Source organism: Rhodothermales bacterium, from assembly GCA_039944855.1.
Lineage (GTDB): Bacteria > Bacteroidota > Rhodothermia > Rhodothermales > JANQRZ01 > JBBSMX01.
Genome location: JBDUXZ010000019.1, coordinates 1 through 17,753, shown reverse-complemented (window position 1 = coordinate 17,753; position 17,753 = coordinate 1). Strand labels below are relative to the sequence as shown.

The window sequence follows — 17,753 nt, the reverse complement described above, 5'->3', positions numbered from 1 at the left end:
CGCGCACCGTGTAGTGGGAGTGACGGGCGACCGTCGATCCCCCTTGCAACCTCCATCAACCCGATGAACCCATGACACGCTTCGCCTCCCTCCGCTCCCTCGCGCTCGTCCTCGGCGTGGCCCTCACGCTCGCAGCGTGCGACGCCTCGATCGAACCCGACGACGCCAACGCGCCCGACCTCACCGATGCCGAGGTCACCGAAGCGACGCAGATCGTCGCCGACGCCCTCGCTGAAGACGGTGGTGGCCTCTTCGCCTCGGCCCGCGACCTCACCTCGTCTGTAACTGACGAAGGCCTCGCCGACGGCCCGCGCTCGGTGCCCGGCCACCGCGACGGCCGCGCCCGCTGCCGGGGCGGCGAGTACAGCCTGACCTACAACGCGGAGACGGGCACGCACGTCGTCGCGTACACGTGCAGCGTCGAGACCGACCGCGTGCAGAAGAGCTACGCCTCGCGCCTCTCGTACCAGTACCGCGACGCCGACGGCGGCTTCATCCCGCGCCCCGCCGCGAACTGGGACACCGTCGATTCCGTCGCCTTCGGCGGCACCCGCGAGGGCTCCGTGCTGATCAACCGCGGCGAGTTCAGCAGCGAGTCCGTGTTCGAGCAGGTCGGCCGGTGGACGCTGTCGGACCTCACCAGCGAGGGCCCGGCGATTCTTTCGGGCCGCCAGCAGCGGAGCGGGACGCACGCTCGGACGGGTCCCGGTGGATCAGGCTCCCGCACGTTCTCCGTCGACCTGAGCGGTCAGGGCATCGAGATCCGCGCCGGCGATGACGGGATGGGCTACATGGCCGTCGGCGAGCTCGCGTACGTGCTCACGATGGAAGTCGAGCGCAACGGGCAGACCCGGACGCGCACCGTCGAGGGTACGATCGAGCTCGAAGCGAACGGCCGCGCGCTCTTCCGCATCATCGGGCTCCGGGGCGTCTACCGGGTCTCGCTCGGCGATGGCGCGACGGTCCTCAACCCGTAGGGATTCTCGCCGCGTCCGGGTCGGCCTCGCCAGCCCGGACGCGGCCCCTCCTATCTTGCCGCTGTGTCCACACCGCTCCCCGATAACGACCGCGACCTCCGCCTCGCCCGCCGCCTCGACGCGGGCGAGGCGGCGGACGGTTCGGACGCGCTGCACGACGCGCTCCGCTCCGTGCAGCCCGCGCCGGCAGCGCCCGACGCGGGCGAGGCGGACAGGCTGTGGGCGGGCATCGCGGCCGAGATCGGGACCGCGCCGTCCGGCTATTCGGATCGTCCGCCGCTGCGCCTCGTCCGCCCGCGCGTGATGCGGTGGGCGGTCGCGGCCGTCGTTCTCGTGGGCTTCGGTGTGTGGGCCTGGTTTGTCCAGTCTCGCCCCGAACTCGTAGCCGTTGCTACGACGGACATCGTGACATGGGAAGCGTCCGACGGGTCGACAGTCACGCTCCGGCCCAACAGTTGGCTCATCCGTCTCGACGATGAGCGGACGTACCGGTTAAAGGGCGAAGCATTTTTCGACGTCGCTCACGACCCCGATGCTCCGTTCACCGTGGAAGCCGGCCCTGCCGCCGTTCGCGTGCTCGGGACGCGGTTCGATGTGAGCACGTGGGGCGAGGTCGTCGAGGTGTTCGTCGAAGAAGGCCGGGTCGAGGTGCGCGCCGACGCCGAAGCCGTCGTGCTCGGCGCGGGCGAGGCGGCGGAGGCCGGCACGGCGGGCGTCCGCGTGCTCCCGACCGCGAGCGCGGATACCTTCCTCGACTGGCAACGCGGCGAGATCGTGTTCGAGCGCGAACCCGTCCGCCGCGTGGCTGACGAACTCGCCCAGCATTTCGGCATCGCCATCGTGCTGCCGGCCGACGCGGCGCGGGAATCCATCTCGGGCGTGATCGTGCTGGAGAGCGCGGCGCAGACGCTCGGCGACCTCGGGACGATCCTCGGCGGACGGTTCGAGCGGGACGGCAGCGGCGGGTATCAATTCCTCCGCCCGTGACGGCCCGTCGCCACGCGCTCGGCGCGCTCATCGGGCTGGCCGCGCTGCTCGGGAGCGCGGTGCAGGCGCAGACGCTGACGTACGACGACGCCCGCCTGCGCGACGTGATTGAGGACGTGGAGCGCCGCACGGACTGGCGCTTTCTCTACGCCGACGCGCTCGTGGCGGGCAAGCGTGTCGGACTCCGGACCGACCCGGGAGCGCTGCCCGATGCCCTCGCTCGCGCTGTCGCGCCGCAGGGCATCGGCGTCGAAACAGACGTCGAGCGGCGACGGATCTTGCTCGTTCCCGCGTCGAACCCGACGGCGGTGCAGCGCGACCGCATCGTGCGCGGGCGCGTTCTCGACGGCGAGACCGGCGAGCCGCTCCCGTTCGCGACCGTGACGTGGGACGGCGGACGGCGCGGCGTCGTCGCGGACGAGGGTGGCGCGTTCGTCCTCTCGCTCCGGGCCGACGACGCGGCGCCGCTCCCGGCGCTCACGGCCTCGTTCGTCGGATACGACCCGGAGACGGCCGCGCCGCGCGGAGACGCCCTCTCGTTCCGGCTTCGGCCCGAGGCGGGGACGTACCCGGCCGTCGTGGTGAACGCGCTCACATTCTCGGCTCCCGTCGATACGGCGTGGGCGGCGCGGCTCCGGCCGGGGCTCTACGATGCCGTCGGCGAAGGAGGTGGGCTCCGCGCGCTCGACGTGCTGCCGTCCGTCGCCCCGTCGGTCGCCTTCGACGACGGCCCGATCGTCCGCGGCAGTCCGAGTGATGCGTTCGAAGTCCGGCTCGACGGCGTTCCAGTCTACAGCCCGCGCCACCTGTTCGGCCTCGTCGATGCGTTCAACAGCGATGCGCTCCGCGCCGTCGCGCTCTACGTCGGGGTGGCACCCGCGCGCGTCGCGGTTGCGCCGGGCGGGGCCGTCGAGTACGTCACGGCGACGGGCTCGCCGCGCGGGCCGTCGGTGGAGTTCGGCGTGTCCAGCCTCGCTGCCCGAGGCGCCGTCGCCGTCCCGCTGCGGCCGGGCCGGACGACCGTCCTCGTCGGCGGGCGCACGTCGCTCCTGGGCGCGTCCCCGTGGGTCGGCGATGCGCTCGTGGAAGAGGGGCTCGGCGCCGTGCGCCGGACGAGTCCGCTCCCGGTCGCGACGGCCGAGGTGCTCTCCCGCGTCGTCGAGGTGCAGACCACGAGCGCGTCGTTCTGGGATCTCCACGTCGGCGGTGCGGACGAGCGCGCCGGCGGCGGGCGGACCGCCGTGACGGTCTACGCGGGCGGCGACGACACGAGCCTGGAAGCGCAGCGATTCTTCAGCGGCGAGGACGACGGCACGCCGCCCAGCCGTCGCCCCGTGGCGACGCGGAACCGGTGGGGGAGCCGGGCGGCGAGCCTGCTCGACCAGCGCCCGCTCTCGCCCCGCCTCGTCCTCCACTCCCGCCTCGGCGGCAGCGCCTACGACGCCCGCTTCGGCCAGAGCGACTTCACGTTCAACCCCGACCGCATCAACCCGCTCGCCGCCTTCGTCGACACGCTCGGCTACGACAACGAGCTGCGCGAGGGGATCGTAGCGCAGCGCCTCGACGTGGTGCTCGGCGGCGGGCTCGCCTCGGGCGGCTACAGCCTCCACCTCTACCGTCAGCGCTACGAAGAGACCGCCGCCAACCGCCAAGTTTTCGTCGCCGATCAGACGGCGACGCGGCTCGACCTCCACGCCGAGTGGAGCGGGCGGGTGCTCCCCGCGCTCGACCTCGCCGCCGGGTTGCGGACCCACCTCTATTCGGCCGGCGGCGTCCGTCTCAGCCCCCGCGTCCGCGCCCGCTTCGACCTCGCGCCGGGGCTCGCGGTCTCGGGCGCGGTCGGGCGGAGCGCGCAGTTCCTCCACCGGCTCACGCTCGGCGACGCCGTCGGGGCCGCCGCGTGGGTGCTCTCCGACGACGGCGAGACGGTGACGGAGGCTGATCTCGCTGAGGCGACCGTCGATGTCGGCGCGGGCGGCGTCACGGCGCAGCTCACGGGCTACGTCAAGCGGACGCGGGGGCAGTGGCTCCACATCGAGGACCGGTCGATTCGCGACCTCGCCAACCGGACCGTACTCCAGTTCCCGTGGCTGCCCGACGTGGACAGCCGAGCGCGCGGGCTCGAAGCGCTCGTCCGCGTCCCCGTCCGCCCGTGGAGCCTCGGCGCGAGCGCGGCCCTCGCCCGCGTCGAGCTCCAGCACCCCGCGCTCGGCGGCGGCGAGCCGTTCGCCGCCGACTGGGACCGCCGGCTCCAGGCCACCTTCCTCGCCGACGGCCCGATCCTGCCCGGCCTCTGGCTCGCGACGGCGTGGACCGTCGCCTCCGGCGCGCCGAATCCGCTCGCCGAACGGTTCCGCGAAGCGGACCGGCTCGACCCGATCTCGCGGCTCGACCTCCGCCTCACCGCCCGCCGTCGGTGGGGAGGCACGACGGCCTCGCTGAGCCTCGCCGTGCGGAACGTGCTCGACACCGACAACGCCGTCACGCGCGAGTCGACTGCCGTCCTCCGGCGCACGCTCACCGGGCAGACCCGCCTCGGCCGCGTTCCACTCGACGTCTACGACGCCGGCATCCTGCCGACGCTCGACCTCGCGCTCCGGTGGTAGTGGGGCGGCGTCGCGTCACTCCGGGATAGGCGGGAGCAGGGGTTCGAGTTGGGCCAGCACAGTGGGGAGATCGTGCTGGAGGACGCGCCAGACTTCCTCCTCGTCCACGGCGTCATAGGCGTGGATCAGCACGTCGCGCAGTCCGCTCATCTGCCTCCACGGGATCGCAGGGTGACCTGCGCGAAAGGAATCCGGCAGTCGCTTGACGGCCTCTCCGAGGACGAGGAGTTGGTGCAGCACAGCCGCCCTCGTCTTGAGGTCGTCCTGGAGGGCCGCGGCACTGGGCACATCGCGCGCGAAGTCTAGGGCGAGCTGTCCCGCTTGATAGACATCAAGCAGCGTGACGCGGACGTGCTTCATAGATCGTGCGGGCCGAGTCGAGGATGGACGCCCGGCGAAGCGGGTTCTTGCTTCGCCTCACGGCACGGCGCGATATGAGGTCCACCGGCCGCTGGAACACGGTGACCAATTCGTCCTGCATCGTGACGATGTCGAACAGGCTCCACGGAGCGTCGGGCTCGAACGTGACGAGGAGGTCCACGTCGCTCTCCGGCCCGAAGTCGTCGCGGAGGGCGGAGCCGAACAGCGCCAGCTCCTTCACCTTCCAGCGGCGGGCGAAGTCGGCGATGGCTTCTCGGTGGGGTGTGAGGTCGAGCATGGCTCCAACATACGGCGTCAGGCCGCGAGTTCGCCTTCGATCTGAGCGATCGAGTCGCGGAGCTCGGCGGCCTTCTCGAACTCGAGGTTCTCCGCGGCCGTCTCCATCTCGCGCGTGAGCTGGGCGACGAGGTCGCGCTTCTGGTCGTCGGTGAGGTACTTCACCACGGGGTCGGCGACGCGGGGGAGCTGGTCGGGGCCGGCGTAGTACTGCACGTCGCGCCGCTCGTCGTGGGCCGGCTTGTGGTCGGCGATCGCAGTGCCGCGGCGGATCTGGTCCGTGGACTTCGTGACGGTCGTCGGGGTGATGCCGTGCTCCTCGTTGTAGGCCTGCTGGATCTCGCGGCGGCGCTCGGTCTCGTCCATCATCCGCTGCATCGAGTCCGTGACCTTGTTGGCGTACATGATCACGCGCGAGTTCGCGTTGCGTGCGGCACGGCCCGCCGTCTGGATCAGCGAGCGCTCGGAGCGGAGGAAGCCCTCTTTGTCGGCGTCGAGGATCGCGACGAGCGAGACTTCGGGGAGGTCGAGCCCCTCGCGCAGGAGGTTTACGCCGACGAGCACGTCGAACTCGCCGAGGCGGAGGTCGCGGAGGATGTCGACGCGGGCGAGCGCATCGATGTCAGAGTGGAGGTACTGGACGCGGACGCCGAAGCTGTCGAGGTAGTCGGTCAGGTCCTCGCTCATCCGCTTCGTAAGCGTGGTCACGAGCACGCGCTCGTTCCGGTTGACACGCGTGCGGATCTCGTCGAGGAGGTCGTCGATCTGGTTGTCGACGGGGCGGACATCGACCTCGGGATCGAGGATGCCGGTCGGGCGGATGATCTGCTCGACGACGATGCCCTCGCTCTGCTCCAACTCGTAGTCGGCGGGCGTGGCGCTGACGAAGAGGACACGGTGGTGGAAGTTCTCGAACTCCTCGAACGTCAGCGGCCGGTTGTCGAGCGCCGACGGCAGGCGGAAGCCGTGTTCGACGAGGTTCAGCTTGCGGGCGCGGTCGCCGTTGTACATCCCGCGCACCTGCGGGATCGTGACGTGGCTCTCGTCGATCACCATCATCCATTCGTCGCCGACGCTCTGCTGGAAGTAGTCGAGCAGGCAGTAGGGGCGGGTGCCGGGCGCGCGGCCGTCCATGTGGCGCGAGTAGTTCTCGATCCCCGAGCAGTAGCCGATCTCCTTGATCATCTCGATATCGAAGACGGTCCGCTGCTCCAGCCGCTGCGCCGCGATCATGTTGCCCTCGTTGCGGAGCACGGCGAGCCGCCACCGCAGCTCCTCCTCGATGCTCGCGATCGAGCGGTCGATCTGGTCCTTCGGCGTGACGAAGTGTTTCGCGGGGTAGATCGTGAGGAGGTTCTCCTTCGCCTTCTCCTGCCCCGTCACCGGGTCGAACGTGGCGACGGACTCGACCTCATCGCCCCACATCGAGATCCGGTAGGCGAGGTCTTCGAGGTAGGCCGGGAAGATCTCGACGACGTCGCCGCGCACGCGGAACATGCCGGGCTCGAACTCGATGTCGTTGCGCGTATAGAAAATGTTGACCAGCTTCCGCAGGAGTTCGTCGCGCGGGACGACGGCGCCGGGGCTGACCTGGACGATCTGCGCCTTGTACTCCTTCGGGTCGCCGAGGCCGTAGATGCACGACACCGACGCGACGATGATCACGTCCTGCCGCCCGCTCACGAGCGCCGACGTGGCGCGGAGCCGGAGCCGGTCGATCTCCTCATTGATGGCGAGGTCCTTCTCGATGTACGTGTCCGAGGAGACGATGTACGCCTCGGGCTGGTAGTAGTCGTAGTACGAGATGAAGAACTCGACGGCGTTGTTCGGGAAGAACGAGCGGAGCTCGGCGTAGAGCTGGGCCGCGAGCGTCTTATTGTGCGAGATGACGAGCGTCGGCTTACCCGCGTTCTGGACGACGTGGCTGACGCTGAAGGTCTTGCCCGTGCCCGTCGCGCCGAGGAGCGTCTGGTAGCGGTCGCCGCGGAAGACGCCCTCGGTCAGCTCGGCGATCGCGCCGGGCTGGTCGCCCATCGGCCGGAACGGGGCGTCGAGGCGGAACGGCGTGTCGATCTTCGTGATGGCCATCGGGCGGGGGGAGGCTTGGGAGAGGGCGAACGCGGCAGCATACGATCCAGCGGTGCCAACGCTATGGCACCGAGCCTGTTGTAAGAGCCTCAGCGCGTGCGCGTTCCGCCGGGGGCCCACAGAAAACCCCGCCCCGGACGAATCCAGAGCGGGGTCGCGAAGCGCGGCGAGCGCGATCCGTGGGCTGCCGGTTACGGCGTGACGGGGATTACGTCGGGGGCGTCACCGTCGAGGAGCGCTCCGAGCCAGCTGTTGAGCGCGACGCCCTCCGAGGTGCCGAAGTAGGTCGCGTCGGCGCCGATGAAGGTGTGCGCCGTGCCGGGGGCGTAGTACACCTTCCAACTCTCCGGCGCCATAGCGTTGAGGTCCAGGAGTCCGGCCTCGTACTCCGGCCCGGTGATCGTGCCGTCAGGCTGGCCGAAGCCGAAGAAGAACCGGATCGTCTGGTCTTCGAGGTACGACGAGAGGCCGAAGTTCGCGTCCGGGTAGCGGGCGTCGTAGTAGGCGTAGATCCCTTGGAGGCCGTCGGGCGCGAAGAGCGGGGCGGCGTCGGCGGGGAAGGAGGCGGGGAAGTTGTAGAGCGCGACGAACGCGCCGCCGAGCTGGGGGCTGAACACGTCGTCGGCGAAGAAGGCCGGGCCGGAGTCGTCGTAGAGCGTGAGGTCGGCGCCCTCGAACGTGTCGGCGACCTGGGCGAAGTTGACGAGCGTGCCGAAGCCGCCCGCGCTCGCGCCGGTCAGGAGCACTTGGTCCGCGTCCTCTAGGTAGCGGTCGAGGATGTCGAGGTAGAGCCCGACGTTCCGGTGGCCGACGAACTGCTGCATGCCGGGCACGCCGGGCACGACGGCGTTCGGCGCGTTGCCGCCTTGCACGTCGCCTGTGCAGTACGGGACATAGACCATGTTCCACGCGCTGACGGGGTTACCGCTCAGCGTGGTGTTGAAGATGCCGGCGTTCCCGCGCGCTGCCGCGAGAGCTGCGAAGTCGTTCGCATCGAAGCTCGACCGATTGCTGCCGCAGGTCTGCTCGTTGAAGCACGCGCCGCCGCCTTCGAGGTAGATCATGAGGTTCTCGGCGCCTTCCTGGAGCCGGACGCCGAAGCCGGTGTCGGAGCCGTCGCGGCACTTCGCGCCGTCGGTCTCGACGAACGTCCACGTGCCGGGGTTCGTCGCCGCGTCGGCGAGCGGGCCGTCGCCGATGAGGTCGGCCGGGAGGAGCACGTCGTCGACGAGGTGGACGACGCCGTTGCTCGCCTCGATGTTGGCCGTCGTGACGGTGACGGTGTTGGTCTCGCCGATGAGCGAGATCGTGTCGCCGTCGATGTCGACTTCGAGCGTGCTGCCTTCGAGCGTCGTGAGGGTCTGGCCGTCGGTGAGGTCGGACGAGAGCGCGGCCGTCTGGACGACGTGGTAGCGCAGGATCTGGGCGAGGTCGGGCCGGGCGAGGAGCTGCGCGGCCGTGATCTCGCGCTCGTCGAGGAAGGCTTCGAACGCGGCGTCCGTCGGAGCGAAGACCGTGAACGGGCCGGTGCCGTTGAGCGCCGTCACGAGGTTCGCTTCGGTGAGGGCCTGGACGAGGATGCTCAGTTCGGGCGTGTCCTGCGCGATCACGACGATGCTGTCTTGGTCGACCGGATCGTCGGAGTCGCAGGCGGGGAGGGCGAGGAGGAGGGTGCCGAGGCAGAGCACGGGGAGGAAACGGGAGCGCAGGTGCAGCATAGGGAGGCCGTGGGATGGGTTGAGGAGAAGGAGCAATGGTAACGCCGTGCCGCACGCAGGACAAGCCCCGTCGGCCCGGCGCGGCCTCCGTTCGTGGAGCCTCGCCTATCTTCACGGCGTTGCGTCCGATCCCGGCCGGGCGCGGCCCGTCCGAACCGGGCGCCGCCGCGCGACCCTCCGCCTCCCATTTCGCTCTCCGATGGCTTACTGGCTCTGGTCCGTCCCTCCCGACAATTTCCCGGTCTACGACCGCGCCGGCACGTTCGCCGTGCGGCGCGTGGGGCGGCAGGCGATGCAGGCGGTTCGGCCGGGCGACCGGATCGTGGCGTACCTCCCGGGCCGCCGCGTCATCGCCGGGCTCTACGAAGTGACGAGTCCACCGTTCGAGGACGCGACGGCGCTCGTGCCGGGCGGCCACTACCCGCACCGTGTCCGCGTCCGCCCGCTCGTCCGGCTGAGCGAGGAGGCGTGGGTGGCTTACGACGCCTTCGCCGGCAAGCTCACCGTGCTCGACGAGTACCCGGACCTCGACGACCCCGACCGGCAGTTCCGCGCCGTCGCGCAGCGCGTCGTCCACCCGCTCCCGAGCATCGACGGGAAGGTGCTGGAGTTCCTCGTCCGCGCCCGCGAAGGCCGCAGCTTCGACGAGCTGATGGCGGCGTTCGAGCGGCTCCGGCAGGCGCAGCGGGGCGAGGAGCCCGCCTCGGTCGTCGGCGAGCCGGCGAGCGGTTATCAGCCCGAACTGGCGGAGTGGGACCGAGCGGCGGCGCTGGAACGGCTGATCGACGCCGTCGCGGCGCGGGGGTTCGTGTATCAGCCGTGGCAGATCGCGGCGTATGTGACGGCGCTGCGGACGAAGCCGCTCGTGATCCTCGCCGGGGTGACGGGCGTCGGGAAGAGCCGGCTCCCCGTACTCGTGGCGGAGGCCACGGGCGGAACCGCCCACGTCATCCCCGTGCGCCCCGACTGGACCGACAGCGCCGATGTGCTCGGCTACACCGATCTGCAGGGCGACTTCCGGCCCGGCGCGCTCCTCACCGTCGCCCGCGAAGCCGCCGAGCGCGGGGGCTTCACCGTCGCCGTGCTCGACGAGATGAACCTCGCCCGGCCCGAGCACTACCTCGCCGAAGTGCTGAGCCGGATCGAGAGCCGCCGCCTCGCGCCCGGCGGCGGGTTCGAGAGCGCACCGCTTCTCGCCGACCGCGCTGTGACGCTGCCGCCGAACCTCGGGCTCGTCGGGACGGTGAACATGGACGAGAGCGCGTACGGGTTCAGCCGGAAGGTGCTCGACCGCGCGTTCACGCTCGAACTCTCCGACGTGGACCTCGGGACGTGGCGCAAGGTGTCGCCGCAGGAGGAAATGTCGCCGCCGGAGCCGTGGCCCGTCGCGGCGTGGCGACCACGTGCCCTCACCCTCGGCGGGCTCGCCGATCTCTCGGAGCGGGTGGCCGCGAAGGTCGAGCGCGTCGTCGCCGTGCTGACGGAGGCGAACGGGCTGCTCGCGCCCGCCGGGCTCGGCGTCGGCTACCGGCTGCGCGACGAGGCGGCGCTCTTCGTCCTCCACGCGGCGGAAACGCCCGACGCCTTCCGCACCCGCGACGGCGAGGCCGTTGACCCGCTCGACCTCGCCCTGTTCATGAAGCTGCTGCCGCGCATCGCCGGGGGCAGCCGCAGCGTCCGGCAGGCCCTCTTCGCGCTCCTGGGCTGGGCCTCCGACGGCACGCCGCTCCGCTTGGACGATGACGTGCGCGAGCGGATCGAAGCGTGGGAGCGCAGCGGTCGCCCGCCGGTGATGCCTGCGGCGCGCTATCCCCGCACCGCCGCCCGCCTCGCGCTCATGACGGACCGGCTGCTGGCCGACGGGTTCGCGTCGTTCTGGGAGTAACTCACGCCTCGGCGAGCGCCGCTTCCACCATGCGGAGTACGCGCTTGAGGCCGTCCGCTTCGGGCGTGGACGGCAGCAGGTCGGTGTCGGTCACGACGGGCACGTCGATGAGCACCTGCCCCTCTTCGTGGTGCACGACCCCGCCGATCGCGCGGAGGCGCTCGACGAGGCCCTGGTTGTGCGGCATGACGACGGCGCGGAACGCGGTCACGCCCTGCGCGCGGGCGAGGCAGTAGAGCACGCCGAACAGGAGGCTCCCGAGCCCATGCCCTTGCGATGCATCGACGACGGCGAGGGCGACTTCGGCGACCTCGGGCTCGGACGGCAGCCGCGCGAACCGGCCGATGCCGAGCCCGAGAACCTCGTCCGTCGAGAGGTCGAGCGCGCCCCACGCGACGTGGTTCACCTGGTCGACGTGGGTGAGGTAGTCGAGCTGGGCGTCGGAGAGGTGGGACACCGGGGCGAAGAAGCGCGAGGTCCGGGAGGCGGCCGACAGCCGCTCCAACCCTTGCTGGATCAGCGGTGCGTCCTCCGGCAGGACCGGGCGGAGCAGGACCGGCCGCCCGTCCTCCAACTTGAGGTGGAGCGACGGTCCGCGAGGGGCTGGCGGGTCGGAGGCAGGGAGCATGGAGGGGAGGAGCGGGCGGGGTCCTTAGTTACGGACGGGGGGACTCTGGTGCAACCGATTTGGGCGACCGCCTGTTCGGGGAGAACGCGCGCTTTCTCACGCCCGATTTCCCATGCCCCCGCTGTTCTCCATCACCACCAATCGCGTTCGGCTGACCTGGAGCGGCCCCACCGCTCCGCCCGACGCCACGGCTCCGCCCGGCGTCCTCGCCGTACGCCCGCTTCGGACCGACGCGGCGCCGCACGTCGAAGCGAACGGCATGCCCGTCGTAGCCGGCGCTCCGCTCCGGTTGGCCGAGCAGACGACGTACCGCCTGTTCGCTGCGAGCCCGCACGGAGTGGTCGAGATCCGGCACCGCGACCCCGTAGTCGTGGGCGGCCTCGCGCGGGAGGACGGCGGGCGCGTCGTCGCGGGCACGGTCAATTTCGGCGGGCAGATTGGGCGGAGCACGTTCGTCATCGCCGTCGATGGGGAGGAGGAGGTCGCGTTCGAGGTGGACGTGGAGCCGACAAAGGCGGCGTGGGCGGACGTGGAGGCGATGCGCGACGAGGTGGACGAAGCCCTCGCCGGGCTCGCGCTGGACTATCTCCGCGCGACGGCGTCGCCTGCCGTCGCGACCTCGGCCCCGCCGCGCCGGGCGACGTGGCTGACGCTCGTCCGCCGCGCGCTCCCCACGCTCGAAGCCGCGCTCGACCACATCGCCGCGCACCCCCGCCGCGATCTCCTCCGCGAGCCGACGCTCGTCCGCGCCGAGCGCGTGCAGCGGCCCGATGCCTCGCTGCGTGCCGCCGTCCGGCAGGGGCGCGGTGCCGGTCCTGTGCAGGCGCTCCGGTCCGGCGTGCCCGTCCGCGCCCGCCTCACGGAACGCCTCGCCCGCGCCACGCTCGATACGTCCGAGCACCGCTGGCTCCGCGCCCGCACCGCCGCCGCCCGCCGCACGCTTGCCGAACTCCACGCCGACGAGTCCCGTGGCCCGGCCTCGGCCCGCCGCCGCCGCGTGCTCGCCGACCTCGCCGACACCGAAGCCCGCCTCGCCCGACTTCTCCGGCTCGCGCCGCTCGCCGCTGCCTCGCCCGGCCCGCCGCCGGCGCCGACGCCACGCCTGCTCACCGCGCCCGGCTACGCCGAAGCCCACGCCGCCTGTCAGTCGCTCACGCTCGGCCTCCGCCTCGCCGACGGCCCCGTCCCGCACGCGACGAACGACCTGTGGGCACTCTACGAGGTGTGGGCCTACCTCACCGTCGTCCGCGCCGTGGCCCGCGTGCTGGACCGGCCGATCTCCCCGCACGACTTCTTCCGCGCCGAGCACCGCGGCATCCGGTTCCTGTTGCGGCGCGGGCGGCGGCACGGCGTCGCGTTCGAAGCCGACGGGCGGCGGGTGACGGTGACGTACAACCCGCGCTTCCCCGCCCGCGCCGGCCTCCTCGCGCAGCGCCCCGACGTGCTGCTGACCATCGAGCGGGACGGCACCACGCGCCGCTTCGTGCTCGACGCGAAGTACCGCCGTGACGACAGCACCGGGTACGCCCGGCGGCACGGCGCGCCCGGCCCGCCCGAGCCCGCCCTCGGCGACCTCCACCGTTACCGCGACGCGATCGTGAGCGCGGCGGGGGAGCGGACCGTCGAGCAGGCCGTCGCACTCTTCCCATACCGCGAGCCCGCGCCGGGCGCGTTCGCCGCGAGCAAGCTGTGGACGGCGGTGGAGGCCGTCGGCGTCGGCGCAATCCCCCTCCTGCCCGGCGCGACGGCCTACCTCGACCGCTGGCTGCGCCTCGTGCTTGGGTAGTCAATACCCGACGCACTTCGCACAGGTCGGCACGTTATAATAGAGTGTAATTATTTGTTTATAGTAAACCTATGTGCGCGGTCGCGGCCGTCGCTTACGGAGGGTCACATGAAGAACGTGATGCTGGGAGGTTGCTTGGTTCTCCTCGTCGCTGGATGCTCGGGAAGCGGCGGGCCTGTGCTCGATGAGGCCACGCGCTTTCAAGCGATGACGCAGGACATTCAGATCGACGGGGCGAGCGGGGTCTCCATCGACGAAGCCTTGGAACATCACGGGGCCGATGGCGCGACGGTCGTGGTGTTCGAGGACGGCGTGCCTACGCTACTGCGGGGCCACTACGGCTATCAGGACCGAGCTGCGGGCATCGAGACAGACGGCCAGACGATCTATCAGGCGGCCTCGCTATCCAAGTTCGTCGCCGGGCTGGGCATGGTGAAAGGGGCACGGCTGCACGGCGAGTTCGGGCTGGGCCGCAAAGTGAGCGATACGGCGTCCGGCCACGCCGGCAGCCTGGTGAGCGTATGGGTCAATGTGCAGGGGATTCAGGGCGTAGCGGCGGTAGCTGCGACACAGATGATTTCCATTCGGCGACTGCTGAAGAACGCAGCCGGACTCAACCGCCCCACCACGGGGACCGAGTGCTCTCACCCCAGCGCGACGACCGGTCTGGACGACCTACTGACCCCGATTGGCTCCGATCCCGTGGAGATCGTTGGCACGCCCGGCACGAAGTGGAAGTATTCGAGCGGGGGCTTCGCGCTGGCCGAAGCGATGTTGCTGGCCGAGACAGGACGCAACGGGGAGGAGTTCTTGGAGACCGAGATTTTGGAGCCGTTCGGTATGGACGAGAGCACCTTCGCTGACGCATCCGCCAGCATGGACCATCTCGCACGCGGCTGCGACAGCGAGCCCTGCGCATGCGAGGTCGAGTACGCCGAGGTCAAGTTTCCGGGCGGTCTGCTGGCCCATCCGGTGGAGTATGCGGCCTTCTTGCGCGAGGTCATGAATGTCAGCGTGGATGGCGTGGGGCGAGGCGGCCTCACGGCAGACGATCTGCACGAAGCGCTCCGCCCTGCCCAGCACGCAACGCTAAGCTCGAACGCATCCTGCACCAGTGATGCGGGCTGCCCGCCCTTGCCGATTCTGGGTTCGATCAACCCGATCTGTCACACCGGCACGTGCATCCAGCCGCTTGAAACGGGCAATGAAGAGAACAGTGGCGGTGAGGCGGGCGGGTGGTACGGCACCGGGGTCCACCTGAGCCCAGATCGCGACGTGGGCGGCTACTCGCGCACGCTGCACCACTTGGGCGGACAGGACGGTGTGACTACATACTTCAGCGTCGATCGTTCCCTGAAGAACGGAATCGTCATTATGATCAACGGCGGACCAAAGGCCGGGCGCAAAGCGCTGCGTGCGGACATCTTCGACGCCTTCGAGCGCCATTTCCGCTAGTAGCTATACTTGACTTCGGCGACGGCGTGCTTGGTGCGGTGGAGGACGGCGCCGAGCCTGCGCTATCGCCCTCTCTCGTTGAGGACGGGCCCCCGCTGCGCCCCGGAACGCCATCCCGACAGGGTTACGCATGACGGCGAGGAACCGGTGCCGGTCGGAGTCGCCCCCGCTCCGGGCGGTACCTTGCCGGGCTGGTCCGCCCGTTGGCCCCCGCGCCCTGCCGCCCCTGTGCCTCTATCCGCTCGTCTTTGCATGCATCGAACCTCCGACTACGACTACGACCTCCCCGCCGATCAGATTGCCCAGCATCCGGCCGAGCGCCGCGATCAGAGCAGGCTCTTGGTGATCGACCGCGAGAGCGGGGAACGGACCCACCGCCTGTTCTCGGACCTCGTAGCGTACGTTCGTCCCGGTGATGTGCTCGTGGTCAACGAGACGCGCGTTTTCCCGGCTCGCCTGCGGGGCCGGCGCTCCGGCGGCGGCGAGGCGGAGGTGCTCCTCCTGCACCCGGGGGAGGACGAATCGCTCTGGACGGCCCTCGTCCGCCCGGGGACCAAGATGCGCCCCGGCCGCGTGATCGACGTCTCGCCCGAGATGTCGGTCGAGGTCGTGGAGGTCCTTCCCAGCGGCGAACGCGTGGTGCGCCTGCGCAGCGCGCTCGCGGTGGAGGACGCGCTCGCTCGCTACGGCGAGATGCCGCTTCCACCGTACATGAAACGGGAGGTCACCGAGGACGACCGGGACCGGTATCAGACGGTCTACGCGCGCGAACGGGGCTCGGTGGCCGCCCCGACGGCGGGCCTGCACTTCACGCCGGAGCTGATCGAGCGGCTGCAAGAGGCGGGGGTAGAGCTGGCCCGGCTAGTGCTCCACGTGGGCGTGGGCACGTTCCGCCCCGTGGAGGTGGACGACCCGGCCGACCACCCGATGCATAAGGAGTGGTACCGCGTCCCGCCGGAGGCCGCCGACGCCGTCAACGCCGCTCGTGCCCGCGGCAGCGCGGTCTGGGCAGTGGGCACCACCACCGTCCGCACGCTAGAAAGCGTGGCCGACGAGCACGGCCGCGTCCACGCTGGCAGCGGCTGGACCGACATCTTCATCCAGTCCCCGTACCGGTTCCGCGCCGTGGACCGCCTCATCACCAATTTCCACCTCCCCCGCTCGACGCTCCTCATGCTCGTCGCCGCGTTCGCGGGGTACGAACTGACGATGGAGACGTACCGGGATGCGGTGGCGCGCGGGTATCGCTTTTACTCGTACGGCGACGCCATGGCGCTCCTGTAACAGACCGGTGCCGCCGGCGCCTGCACGGCCTCGGCCGGCCGTTTATACAGTGTGCTGTGCCTGCGGAGTCGCGCAGCTACGCCGCTTCGGCGACGGCGTGCTTGATGCGGTGGAGGACGGCGCCGAGGCCGCGTTGCCGCGTCATCCCGAGCGTTTGCGCGATGCCGAGCTGGCGGAGGAGGTCGTCCGGCACGGCGGCGACCTCGGCGGGCGGCGCGCCGTCGAGCGCGTCGACGAGGAGGGAGACGAAGCCGCGCACGGTCGGCGCCTGCTCGGGCACGTCGGCGAAGAGGCGGACGGTGCCGTCGTCGACGGAGGTGAAGAGGTAGACCGGCGACTGGCACTCCACGACGCGGCCGAGCCCGGCGTCGCGCTGGGCATGGAGCCGCTCGGGGAGCGGGGGCAGCGCGTTCGCGTAGTCCAGCAGCATCTCCAGCCGGAGCTGCGGGTCCAGCATCTGGAAGTTCTCGACGGCCTCTTGCAGCTTCTCGTTCATGTCGTTCGACGCCTTCGGATGGGGCGGGGGCGGTTCGGCCAGACGCAGCATGCTGCGTCTCTACGGGCGCGATGGGTCAGGGATAAGTTTCTGTCCTCTGTCCTCTGTCCTCTGTCCTCCGTCCTCTGTCACCCGTCCTCGCGTTCGCCCTTCTCGATGGGCACGCCGACGAGGTTGCCCCACTCGGTCCAACTCCCGTCGTAGTTCTTGACGTCCTTGAAGCCGAGGAGGTACTTCAGCACGAACCATGTGTGGCTGGAGCGCTCGCCGATACGGCAGTACGCAATCGTGTCCTCCTTCGCGTCGAGGCCCTGCTCGTCGAGGTAGATCGCCTCCAACTCCTCGCGCGACTTGAACGTGCCGTCCTCGGCGGCAGCGCGGGACCACGGGACGTTCGCGGCGCCGGGGATGTGGCCGCCGCGGAGCGCGCCCTCGTCGGGGTAGCCGGGGATGTGCATCAGCTCGCCGATGTACTCCTGCGGGCTGCGAACATCGACCATCGCGCCGCCCTTCTTCATGTGCTTGAGCACCTCGTCGCGGAAGGCGCGGATCGAGAGGTCGGGGTCCTGCGGCTCGTAGTCGGTCGAGGGGTAGTGGGGGACGGTCTTGGTGAGCGAGCGGTCCTCGGCGATCCACTTGTCGCGCCCGCCGTTCATGATCCGGCAGTCGGCGTGGCCGAAGAGCTTGAAGGTCCAGAAGGCGTAGCAGGCCCACCAGTTGTTCTTGTCGCCGTAGAACACGACCGTCGTGTCGTCGGCGATGCCGCGCTCGGAGCAGAGGCGGGCGAACTCGTCGCGGCCGATGTAGTCGCGGACGGTGTCGTCCTGGAGGTCGTTCACCCAGTCGATGTGGACGGCGCCGGGGACGTGGCCGGTGCTGTAGAGCAGGAGGTCCTCGTTGGACTCGACGATGCGGACGTGCTGCGTGTCGCTGAGGTGCTCGGCGACCCACTCGGTGGAGACGAGGACGTCGGGGTTGGCGTAGTCAGACATGGTGGGTGGGATGAGGGGGAGGGGGACGGCGACCGCGCGGTCGCCGCTAGAGTGTGTTATGGACTCGCCCCCCTCGGAGGGGGGCAGCAAGCCCCGCTTGCGGGGCGAGCGGGGGGTCCGCAGCGTTCGAGGAGCCCGATGCGGTCGCGTCGAGCGAGGCGGACCCCCACCTGTCCTCCCCCTCCGAGGGGGAG

General features: G+C 70.6%; 14 protein-coding genes. 7 read left to right on the top strand and 7 right to left on the bottom strand.

Features of this window, described 5'->3' with window-relative positions:
• Positions 1-71 precede the first annotated feature (71 nt).
• From ABJF88_08785 to ABJF88_08775, 3 genes are all read left to right on the top strand, one after another.
• A complete protein-coding gene (locus ABJF88_08785; protein MEP0547015.1) occupies positions 72-977 on the top strand; it encodes a hypothetical protein in 906 nt (301 codons plus the stop codon).
• Between the two features lie 63 nt (positions 978-1,040).
• Complete coding sequence (locus tag ABJF88_08780; GenBank protein ID MEP0547014.1) at positions 1,041-1,964, top strand: FecR domain-containing protein; 924 nt, start codon at positions 1,041-1,043, stop codon at positions 1,962-1,964.
• Positions 1,961-4,570, top strand: a complete 2,610-nt coding sequence (locus ABJF88_08775; GenBank protein ID MEP0547013.1) for a TonB-dependent receptor — start codon at positions 1,961-1,963, stop codon at positions 4,568-4,570. Before ABJF88_08780 ends, ABJF88_08775 begins: the two co-directional genes overlap by 4 nt.
• A 15-nt stretch (positions 4,571-4,585) precedes the next feature.
• Here ABJF88_08775 and ABJF88_08770 read toward each other — a convergent pair whose 3' ends face one another.
• The 4 genes from ABJF88_08770 to ABJF88_08755 all read right to left on the bottom strand — a co-directional run bounded on the left by ABJF88_08770 (position 4,586) and on the right by ABJF88_08755 (position 9,033).
• Positions 4,586-4,930: a DUF86 domain-containing protein gene (locus tag ABJF88_08770; protein MEP0547012.1), complete on the bottom strand. Its 345-nt coding sequence runs from the start codon at positions 4,928-4,930 to the stop codon at positions 4,586-4,588.
• Positions 4,902-5,228 carry a nucleotidyltransferase family protein gene (locus ABJF88_08765; protein ID MEP0547011.1) on the bottom strand — a complete coding sequence of 109 codons (327 nt, stop codon included), beginning with the start codon at positions 5,226-5,228 and terminating at the stop codon, positions 4,902-4,904. Before ABJF88_08765 ends, ABJF88_08770 begins: the two co-directional genes overlap by 29 nt.
• Before the next feature lie 17 nt (positions 5,229-5,245).
• The gene (gene uvrB / locus ABJF88_08760; GenBank protein ID MEP0547010.1) at positions 5,246-7,315 is read right to left on the bottom strand and encodes an excinuclease ABC subunit UvrB; all 2,070 of its coding nucleotides are present in this window, start codon (positions 7,313-7,315) and stop codon (positions 5,246-5,248) included.
• Positions 7,316-7,506: 191 nt separating this feature from the next.
• Positions 7,507-9,033, bottom strand: coding sequence for a pectin acetylesterase-family hydrolase (locus ABJF88_08755; protein MEP0547009.1), 1,527 nt, complete (start codon positions 9,031-9,033; stop codon positions 7,507-7,509).
• Between the two features lie 199 nt (positions 9,034-9,232).
• Between ABJF88_08755 and ABJF88_08750 the strand changes: the two genes are divergently transcribed.
• Positions 9,233-10,918, top strand: coding sequence for an AAA family ATPase (locus ABJF88_08750; GenBank protein MEP0547008.1), 1,686 nt, complete (start codon positions 9,233-9,235; stop codon positions 10,916-10,918).
• A gap of 1 nt (position 10,919) precedes the next feature.
• On the opposite strand, the gene ABJF88_08745 is transcribed toward ABJF88_08750, so the two are convergent.
• Entirely contained in the window at positions 10,920-11,546 is a 627-nt protein-coding gene (locus ABJF88_08745) for a GNAT family N-acetyltransferase (protein MEP0547007.1), read from the bottom strand.
• A 112-nt stretch (positions 11,547-11,658) separates the two neighbouring features.
• Here ABJF88_08745 and ABJF88_08740 point away from each other — a divergent pair, with 112 nt between their 5' ends.
• The 3 genes from ABJF88_08740 (at position 11,659) to queA (ending at position 16,071) form a co-directional block, all read left to right on the top strand.
• Positions 11,659-13,332 carry a DUF2357 domain-containing protein gene (locus tag ABJF88_08740; protein MEP0547006.1) on the top strand — a complete coding sequence of 558 codons (1,674 nt, stop codon included), beginning with the start codon at positions 11,659-11,661 and terminating at the stop codon, positions 13,330-13,332.
• A gap of 108 nt (positions 13,333-13,440) precedes the next feature.
• Positions 13,441-14,787, top strand: coding sequence for a serine hydrolase domain-containing protein (locus ABJF88_08735; protein ID MEP0547005.1), 1,347 nt, complete (start codon positions 13,441-13,443; stop codon positions 14,785-14,787).
• 252 nt (positions 14,788-15,039) lie between these two features.
• Positions 15,040-16,071, top strand: a complete 1,032-nt coding sequence (gene queA / locus ABJF88_08730; protein MEP0547004.1) for a tRNA preQ1(34) S-adenosylmethionine ribosyltransferase-isomerase QueA — start codon at positions 15,040-15,042, stop codon at positions 16,069-16,071.
• Between the two features lie 76 nt (positions 16,072-16,147).
• On the opposite strand, the gene ABJF88_08725 is transcribed toward queA, so the two are convergent.
• Positions 16,148-16,567: a SufE family protein gene (locus ABJF88_08725; protein ID MEP0547003.1), complete on the bottom strand. Its 420-nt coding sequence runs from the start codon at positions 16,565-16,567 to the stop codon at positions 16,148-16,150.
• 128 nt (positions 16,568-16,695) lie between these two features.
• Entirely contained in the window at positions 16,696-17,559 is an 864-nt protein-coding gene (locus ABJF88_08720) for a sulfurtransferase (protein ID MEP0547002.1), read from the bottom strand.
• Between the last annotated feature and the right edge of the window lie 194 nt (positions 17,560-17,753).

Coding starts and splice junctions, on each gene's coding strand:
- ABJF88_08740 (MEP0547006.1), top strand. CDS start 11,659: ATGCCCCCGCTGTTCTCCATCACCACCAATCGCGTTCGGCTGACCTGG.
- ABJF88_08745 (MEP0547007.1), bottom strand. CDS start 11,546: ATGCTCCCTGCCTCCGACCCGCCAGCCCCTCGCGGACCGTCGCTCCAC.
- ABJF88_08770 (MEP0547012.1), bottom strand. CDS start 4,930: ATGAAGCACGTCCGCGTCACGCTGCTTGATGTCTATCAAGCGGGACAG.
- ABJF88_08750 (MEP0547008.1), top strand. CDS start 9,233: ATGGCTTACTGGCTCTGGTCCGTCCCTCCCGACAATTTCCCGGTCTAC.
- ABJF88_08735 (MEP0547005.1), top strand. CDS start 13,441: ATGAAGAACGTGATGCTGGGAGGTTGCTTGGTTCTCCTCGTCGCTGGA.
- uvrB (MEP0547010.1), bottom strand. CDS start 7,315: ATGGCCATCACGAAGATCGACACGCCGTTCCGCCTCGACGCCCCGTTC.
- ABJF88_08755 (MEP0547009.1), bottom strand. CDS start 9,033: ATGCTGCACCTGCGCTCCCGTTTCCTCCCCGTGCTCTGCCTCGGCACC.
- queA (MEP0547004.1), top strand. CDS start 15,040: ATGCATCGAACCTCCGACTACGACTACGACCTCCCCGCCGATCAGATT.
- ABJF88_08725 (MEP0547003.1), bottom strand. CDS start 16,567: ATGAACGAGAAGCTGCAAGAGGCCGTCGAGAACTTCCAGATGCTGGAC.
- ABJF88_08720 (MEP0547002.1), bottom strand. CDS start 17,559: ATGTCTGACTACGCCAACCCCGACGTCCTCGTCTCCACCGAGTGGGTC.
- ABJF88_08765 (MEP0547011.1), bottom strand. CDS start 5,228: ATGCTCGACCTCACACCCCACCGAGAAGCCATCGCCGACTTCGCCCGC.
- ABJF88_08785 (MEP0547015.1), top strand. CDS start 72: ATGACACGCTTCGCCTCCCTCCGCTCCCTCGCGCTCGTCCTCGGCGTG.